This window comes from Megasphaera sp. AM44-1BH, assembly GCF_003467125.1.
Classification (GTDB): Bacteria; Bacillota; Negativicutes; order Veillonellales; family Megasphaeraceae; genus Megasphaera.
Genome location: NZ_QSFA01000043.1, coordinates 1 through 6,134, shown reverse-complemented (window position 1 = coordinate 6,134; position 6,134 = coordinate 1). Strand labels below are relative to the sequence as shown.

Genomic DNA, 6,134 nt, shown 5'->3' with positions numbered 1-6,134 from the left:
AAAATTGGACTAGGGGTGACCACACCACAAAATCTGGACTAATACCAAAATAAATTCGCTCTGATTATATCCCCGTTTCCGAAGCCTCGTCAGGGACAGTGGAACGGGAACAGCTATATCCGTACGGATTTCATCCATCCAGGGAAAACGGGATAACAAATACAGACATGCTGCCTCATATTGGAATTTCCGTTCATATTTAATCTGCTGCAGAATACGCCGTATATGGCCTCTGTAGTCAGTCAGGGCATAACATCCGTCAAGGTGATTACGTCGGCTGCCATTAACGAGTCTGGGATGCCATACAGACTGAAAGCAAAGGGAACACCATGTACCGTGGCTGCTGACAGACCGGCCACAACCGGGACAACGCGGTGGAAACAAAATAGTATGCAACCAGTTCATCAAGTGATTTCCTCCTGACGTATCCGCTCTGCCAGCAGCGTATGACGCTGACTGGTCCGTACGTTCTGCACGGCCCTTTCCAATGCCCGTTTCGTCCCTACCAGTATTACCTTTCGTTTTGCTCTGGTCACTGCCGTATACAAGAGATTCCGCTGCAGCATGATAGCATGGCTGTTGACCAGTGCCATAATGACAACCTGATATTCGCTTCCCTGGCTTTTATGGACCGTAATGGCATATGCCAGCGTTATTTCGTCCAGTTCCGGTCCTTCATATTTGACATCGTGTTCCGGATATCGGACATATACGGTCTTATCGGTTACAGCAAACACTTCTCCTATGTCACCGTTGAATACGCCTTTTTCGTAATCATTTTGCTTCTGCATTACTTTATCGCCAGTTCGATACACTGTATGTCCATTTTTTAATTCTGATTTTCCCGGTGCCGGAGGATTTGTCGTTTCCTGTATCAGTGCATTCAGGTGATCGACACCGCAATCCTGGCGGTACATAGGCGATACCACTTGTACAGCAAATTTATCGCCCGTTTCAGATGACTCGGATTCATATAACCGGCTGATGATTTCTGCTCCCTGGCTTTCACTGTCAATAGCAACAAAACGAAACTCTTCATCTTCATTGACGACGGGCATCCGGCCGTAATTGATGAGATGAGCATTGGTCACGATACGGCCGCCTTCCCGCTGCCGGAAAATCGTATCCAGCCGGATAACCGATACGCGGCCGGAACGGATAATATCATGCAGGACGGACCCGGCGCCGACAGACGGAAGCTGGTCGGCATCCCCGACCAAAATAACACGGCAGGCCGGCGGTAATGCCTGGAAAAGGTGATACATCAGGCTCATGTCCAGCATCGATACTTCATCGACGATGACCAGATCGGCCTTGAGGAGATTCGTTTCATTATATTCAAATACCTGCATACGGCCATGGAATCCCATGGGGACCAGCAGACGGTGAATCGTCAGTGCTTTTCGTTCAGTCGTCTCCGAAAGGCGTTTAGCTGCCCTGCCCGTCGGAGCACATAAGATGATGCGCAATTGTTCCTGTTCAGCCAGACTGATGATCGTCTGCACGACCGTCGTCTTGCCCGTTCCCGGTCCGCCAGTAATGACCAGCAGTCCTGACTGCAGAGATGCTTCCACTGCTTCTCGTTGTTTTTCTGCCAGTTCAAAATGGCAGATATCCTGCCAGCGGTCCAGAAATAACTGAACCGGCGTATGGATAGACAGCGGCTTCATTTCCGACATATACTGGATCCGTCTGGCAATGTCACATTCTTCATCATACATTTCCGGAATATAAATATAGGTTCCGCTGCCGTAATCAGCCGATATCAGCTGGCCTATGTCAAGGGCCTCTTCCAGAATATTCCGTAACTGCAATGGCTCTGCACGAAGAACAGCAGCAGTCCGGCGGATCAACTCCGTATCAGGGATGCAGACATGCCCATTGCCCGTCATTTCAGAAAGTACATAGGTCATACCGGCTGCCAGACGCTCGTCTGATGCCGGGTCCATGCCAAAAGCAATGGCCATCTGATCTGCCGTTTTAAACCCGATTCCTTCGATTTCCAGAATCATCCGGTACGGTTCATGTTCCAGTACATATTGGGTATCACTGCCATATTTCTGTACCAGGCGGGAAGCGAAGCGTCCGGAAATACCGTGTGTTTCCAGGCAAATAGCAATGTCATTCACTTCTTTTTCTTTGCGGAACGAATCCGTTATATCCGCCAGTTTCTTTCTGCCAATGCCCTCTATTTCCAGGAGACGCTGTGGTTCTTTCTCCAATACCTCCATAGCAGCACTGCCAAAGGCTTCGACGATGCGATGTGCCAGAGACGGTCCTATCCCCTTGACAGCCCCCGATGCCAGGAATCGCTCCATCCCTTCCTCCGTATCGGGAACCAGGCGTTTCCAGCATCCTGCCTGATACTGTCTGCCATACCGGCGGTGCTCTGTCCAGCGTCCCTGGACCTCCAGCCGGTCACCTACCAGAGGCTTACTACCATTTCCCGTCACGGTAACGACAGAATCATCATCTTCGCGGCGCAGTCGGAATACGAGATAATCCGAATCGGGTGCTTCAAACAAAATGCGTTCTACGACGCCTTGTAATGTATTACGTTCCTTCGTCATAGCATTATTCCATACGTTTTCGTTCATAATTCTTACTTTCATCCATGATACACCGGTAAATCGTCTGCAAATAGGAAGCCAAATCTTTATCTGCTGCCAGTCCGGCGATTTTATCCAGGACAGCCCGTTCCCGCCGGGGATCGTATATTTCCAAATGATGTTCTTTTTTATAGGCAGCTACCTGGGCAACGATTTTCATCCGTTCCTCCAATAGCTTCGTCAATTCCTGATCCAGCCGGTCAATCTCACGACGACACGTTTCCAGTTCCATACCCTATCACTCCTAAAAAAGTTGTCCAGCCGGCTGGGGATTCCATTGCTCATATAGTAACCAGACCAGCACAATCAGTAAAATAATAGTCAGGCTCCCCCGCCACCATGGAGAAAACAGGACCCGTTGCACAAATGTAACGGCTCTTTCGGCAGTAATCTTGTATTGGATTTCTTCTCCTTTGTTCAGCAGACAGAAATCCCTGGCAATTCCGTCTCGAATAATAGTCCCATTGCAATGTATCGTAACAATACAATGATGGGCATATAAGACGCGCGCCAGGTTGATGAGCCACTGTTTCAGGTGGTTCAGGAACAGCGAATCTGCGCAGGCACTCCGATAGGCAAACAGGCTGATTGTTGTTTCCATAATACCTTCCTGTATGTCATGACGGATAAACGGAAAATCCTCCTGTAATATAGAGATCATCTGGTTAACCGTCTGTTTCAATTCCGGAGTCAGCGTAAACAACCGGCCTCTTGATTCAGAAGCCAGATTTAGTTCGCCAGCCAGCGTAATATAAGATGAGCCATAATAATGACGGATTTTTTTTATCATATTCCTGCCATTCCTCCTGCACTATAACCGGGATCCACATTTGGGACAATAAACGCTGTCATCAGGCACCTTGCTTCCACAGTGCTTACAAAATCGGGGAGACGGGCTGCCACTTAATTCCCGTTTGTCCTCCTGCTGTATTTCTTCAGGTTCTTTTCCTTCCAGATGGTCGATCCGGTGTTCCATATGGTCCATCCGCGAATGCATATCTGCCTCAGAAACAGCCACTCGTTCCTTCAGCATGCCATTTTCTCTGCGGCTCCGTTCGAGTTCCTGTTCAATAGATAAATCCTTCATGACAGCCAGTACGATGGCGGCCAGCACAGGACTGATCAACAGAGCGGCCAGAGTCCAGATGATTCCGTTGCGTCCCCGGTGGCTGGCCCATATCCCGACGAGAACGGCAAAAATAATATATGCGATAAAAGACATATCCATTCACCTTCTGTATACAAAGTATCATACGTGCTATGTTATCTATTATACGTTAAATCGGCATGAACAGCAAACTATCTGTAAAAGAAGCTTTACCATGATGGGCACGTATCCTATCTATATATTAGACAGATGAAATTGTATACGTTAAAATGTATACTATAAAAAGAACACTCCCATTGCTATCATGCATAAATTTCTGTATAATAGAATTTATTGGGGTGTTCTTATACAATTACATATAAAGGTAGTGATTTCATGCAAGAAGAACAGCACGAAGAAGGCCTGCGACGAAGTCTGAAAGCACGTCATATGAATATGATTGCCATTGGCGGTGCCATCGGGACAGGACTTTTTGTAGCCGGTGGGGAAACGGTCAGCACAGCCGGGCCAGGAGGTGCTCTCGTCGCCTATTCCCTGATTGGTATCATGGTCTACTTTCTCATGACCAGCCTGGGAGAAATGGCGGCATATCTGCCTGTCAGCGGTTCATTTGAAACGTATGCAAACCGCTATGTAGACAAGTCGCTTGGGTTTGCCCTGGGATGGAATTACTGGTTCAACTGGGCGATTACTGTGGCAGCTGAATTAGTAGCAGGCGCACTGATCATGAAATACTGGTTCCCGGATATACCGGCAGCCATCTGGAGCGGAATTTTTCTTATCGTATTATTTACATTGAATTACCTCTCTACCCGCTCATATGGCGAAAGCGAATTCATTTTTGCCGGCATAAAGGTGCTTACGGTACTCGTATTCCTTTTTGCCGGTACTCTTCTGATTCTCGGTCTCGGGCCGGAACCATCACCGGGATTTACGAACTGGACCATCGGTGATGCACCATTTGTCGGCGGCTTTACCGCCATGTTAGGCATTTTCATGGTAGCCGGCTTTTCATTCCAGGGAACCGAAATGATAGGTATTGCTGCAGGTGAAAGTGAAGACCCGGAAAAAAATGTCCCCCGCGCCGTCAAATCAATTTTCTGGCGTATCCTGCTCTTTTATTTAGGGGCATTTATCGTAATCGGTTTTCTTATTCCCTACACGGATCCGAATTTACTGAATACAGAAATTGAAAATATTTCTGTGAGTCCCTTTACTCTGGTATTCGAACGGTTCGGCCTGGCAGCCGCTGCATCTGTCATGAATGCAGTCATCCTGACTGCAGTATTATCGGCAGGCAACTCTGGCCTGTATGTATCGACCCGGATGTTGTATGCCATGGCAGAAACAGGACAGGCTCCTAAATGCTTCCTGAAACTAAATAAACGAGGAGTACCATCCAACGCCCTTTTTGCTACTGTCGTTTTTGGGCTGGCCGCTTTTCTGACCTCACTCATTGGTGAAGGCAAAGCATACGACTGGCTGGTTAATATCAGCGGTATGGCTGGATTTATCACCTGGATTGGTATTGCCATCTGCCATTACCGTTTCCGTCGTGCCTATGTCGCACAGGGCAAGGATCTGAAAGACCTCCCGTACCGCGCAAAATGGTTCCCCTTTGGTCCGCTTCTGGCGTTATTGATGTGCATCATCGTCACAGCAGGCCAGAATTATTCAGCCTTTACCGGAGCGGAAATAGACTGGTACGGTGCCAGTGTCGCCTACATTGGCATTCCCGTATTTTTAGCCGTCTTCCTCTGGCATAAAGCAAAAAATCATACGCGCCTTATTCCATTAAAAGACGTGAATCTTTCCCGTGAAGGAAATGCGCGGATTAAACCGTAACAAAAAAGGATGTAACGAAATAACACAGATATTTCGTTACATCCTTTTTATATACATCTATTCATCTTTCAGTTTCCGTAGTCAGTTTATGATACGCACATAATGCAAGACGGCCTTCACGGACAGCGTCCCGCAAAGAGGTAAAACGATTGGAAACGTCTTTTACATCAGGTTCATACATCATATGAAGCATGCGGACAGCTACCCGGCGGTCAGAGAGACCATTCAGGCAATCCCAGCGTTCATCAGCTGTTTCTCCCAGGTCACATTGTGAATAACAAACCAGCTCATCTCCGGCTTTCAGACGGCGCAACAGGAGGCTTCTGGCAGGATGATCAGGATGACTCAGACTCGCATCCTCAATAATCATGTGTTCCTTCTTTACGCCAGCACGCAATAACTCCTTCTGCTGCGGCAAATTCTGTTGAAACTCCATAAAAAATGAAGGATTTACGCAAGTGTATCCATACTTCATATCTATTCACCTGACTAACCAAAAAGAATAGGAATCATACAATATAAAAGCAGCTCATACAAAATGCATGAGCTGCCTGTGGTGACCCGGTAGGGAT

At 47.6% G+C, this 6,134-nt stretch carries 7 protein-coding genes; 1 reads left to right on the top strand and 6 read right to left on the bottom strand.

Annotation, left to right across the window (positions count from 1 at the left end; all coding sequences use genetic code 11):
- Positions 1–9 precede the first annotated feature (9 nt).
- Genes DW949_RS13360 through DW949_RS13340 form a run of 5 tightly spaced genes read right to left on the bottom strand, consistent with a single transcriptional unit; the run spans position 10 to position 3,831 of the window.
- Entirely contained in the window at positions 10–405 is a 396-nt protein-coding gene (locus tag DW949_RS13360) for a ComF family protein (RefSeq protein ID WP_118023663.1), read from the bottom strand.
- Positions 405–2,597, bottom strand: a complete 2,193-nt coding sequence (locus DW949_RS13355; protein ID WP_233539608.1) for an ATP-dependent RecD-like DNA helicase — start codon at positions 2,595–2,597, stop codon at positions 405–407. Before DW949_RS13355 ends, DW949_RS13360 begins: the two co-directional genes overlap by 1 nt.
- Complete coding sequence (locus DW949_RS13350; protein ID WP_118023662.1) at positions 2,575–2,841, bottom strand: chorismate mutase; 267 nt, start codon at positions 2,839–2,841, stop codon at positions 2,575–2,577. The genes DW949_RS13355 and DW949_RS13350 overlap by 23 nt, the downstream gene beginning before the upstream one ends.
- Before the next feature lie 12 nt (positions 2,842–2,853).
- Positions 2,854–3,399 (bottom strand): hypothetical protein, encoded by a 546-nt coding sequence (locus DW949_RS13345; RefSeq protein WP_118023661.1) that lies wholly within the window; start codon positions 3,397–3,399, stop codon positions 2,854–2,856.
- 21 nt (positions 3,400–3,420) lie between these two features.
- Positions 3,421–3,831, bottom strand: coding sequence for a zinc ribbon domain-containing protein (locus DW949_RS13340; protein WP_158570693.1), 411 nt, complete (start codon positions 3,829–3,831; stop codon positions 3,421–3,423).
- A 261-nt stretch (positions 3,832–4,092) separates the two neighbouring features.
- Here DW949_RS13340 and DW949_RS13335 point away from each other — a divergent pair, with 261 nt between their 5' ends.
- Positions 4,093–5,562, top strand: coding sequence for an amino acid permease (locus DW949_RS13335; RefSeq protein ID WP_118023659.1), 1,470 nt, complete (start codon positions 4,093–4,095; stop codon positions 5,560–5,562).
- Positions 5,563–5,623: 61 nt separating this feature from the next.
- On the opposite strand, the gene DW949_RS13330 is transcribed toward DW949_RS13335, so the two are convergent.
- Positions 5,624–5,998, bottom strand: coding sequence for a recombinase family protein (locus DW949_RS13330; RefSeq protein ID WP_158570692.1), 375 nt, complete (start codon positions 5,996–5,998; stop codon positions 5,624–5,626).
- Positions 5,999–6,134: the final 136 nt, after the last annotated feature.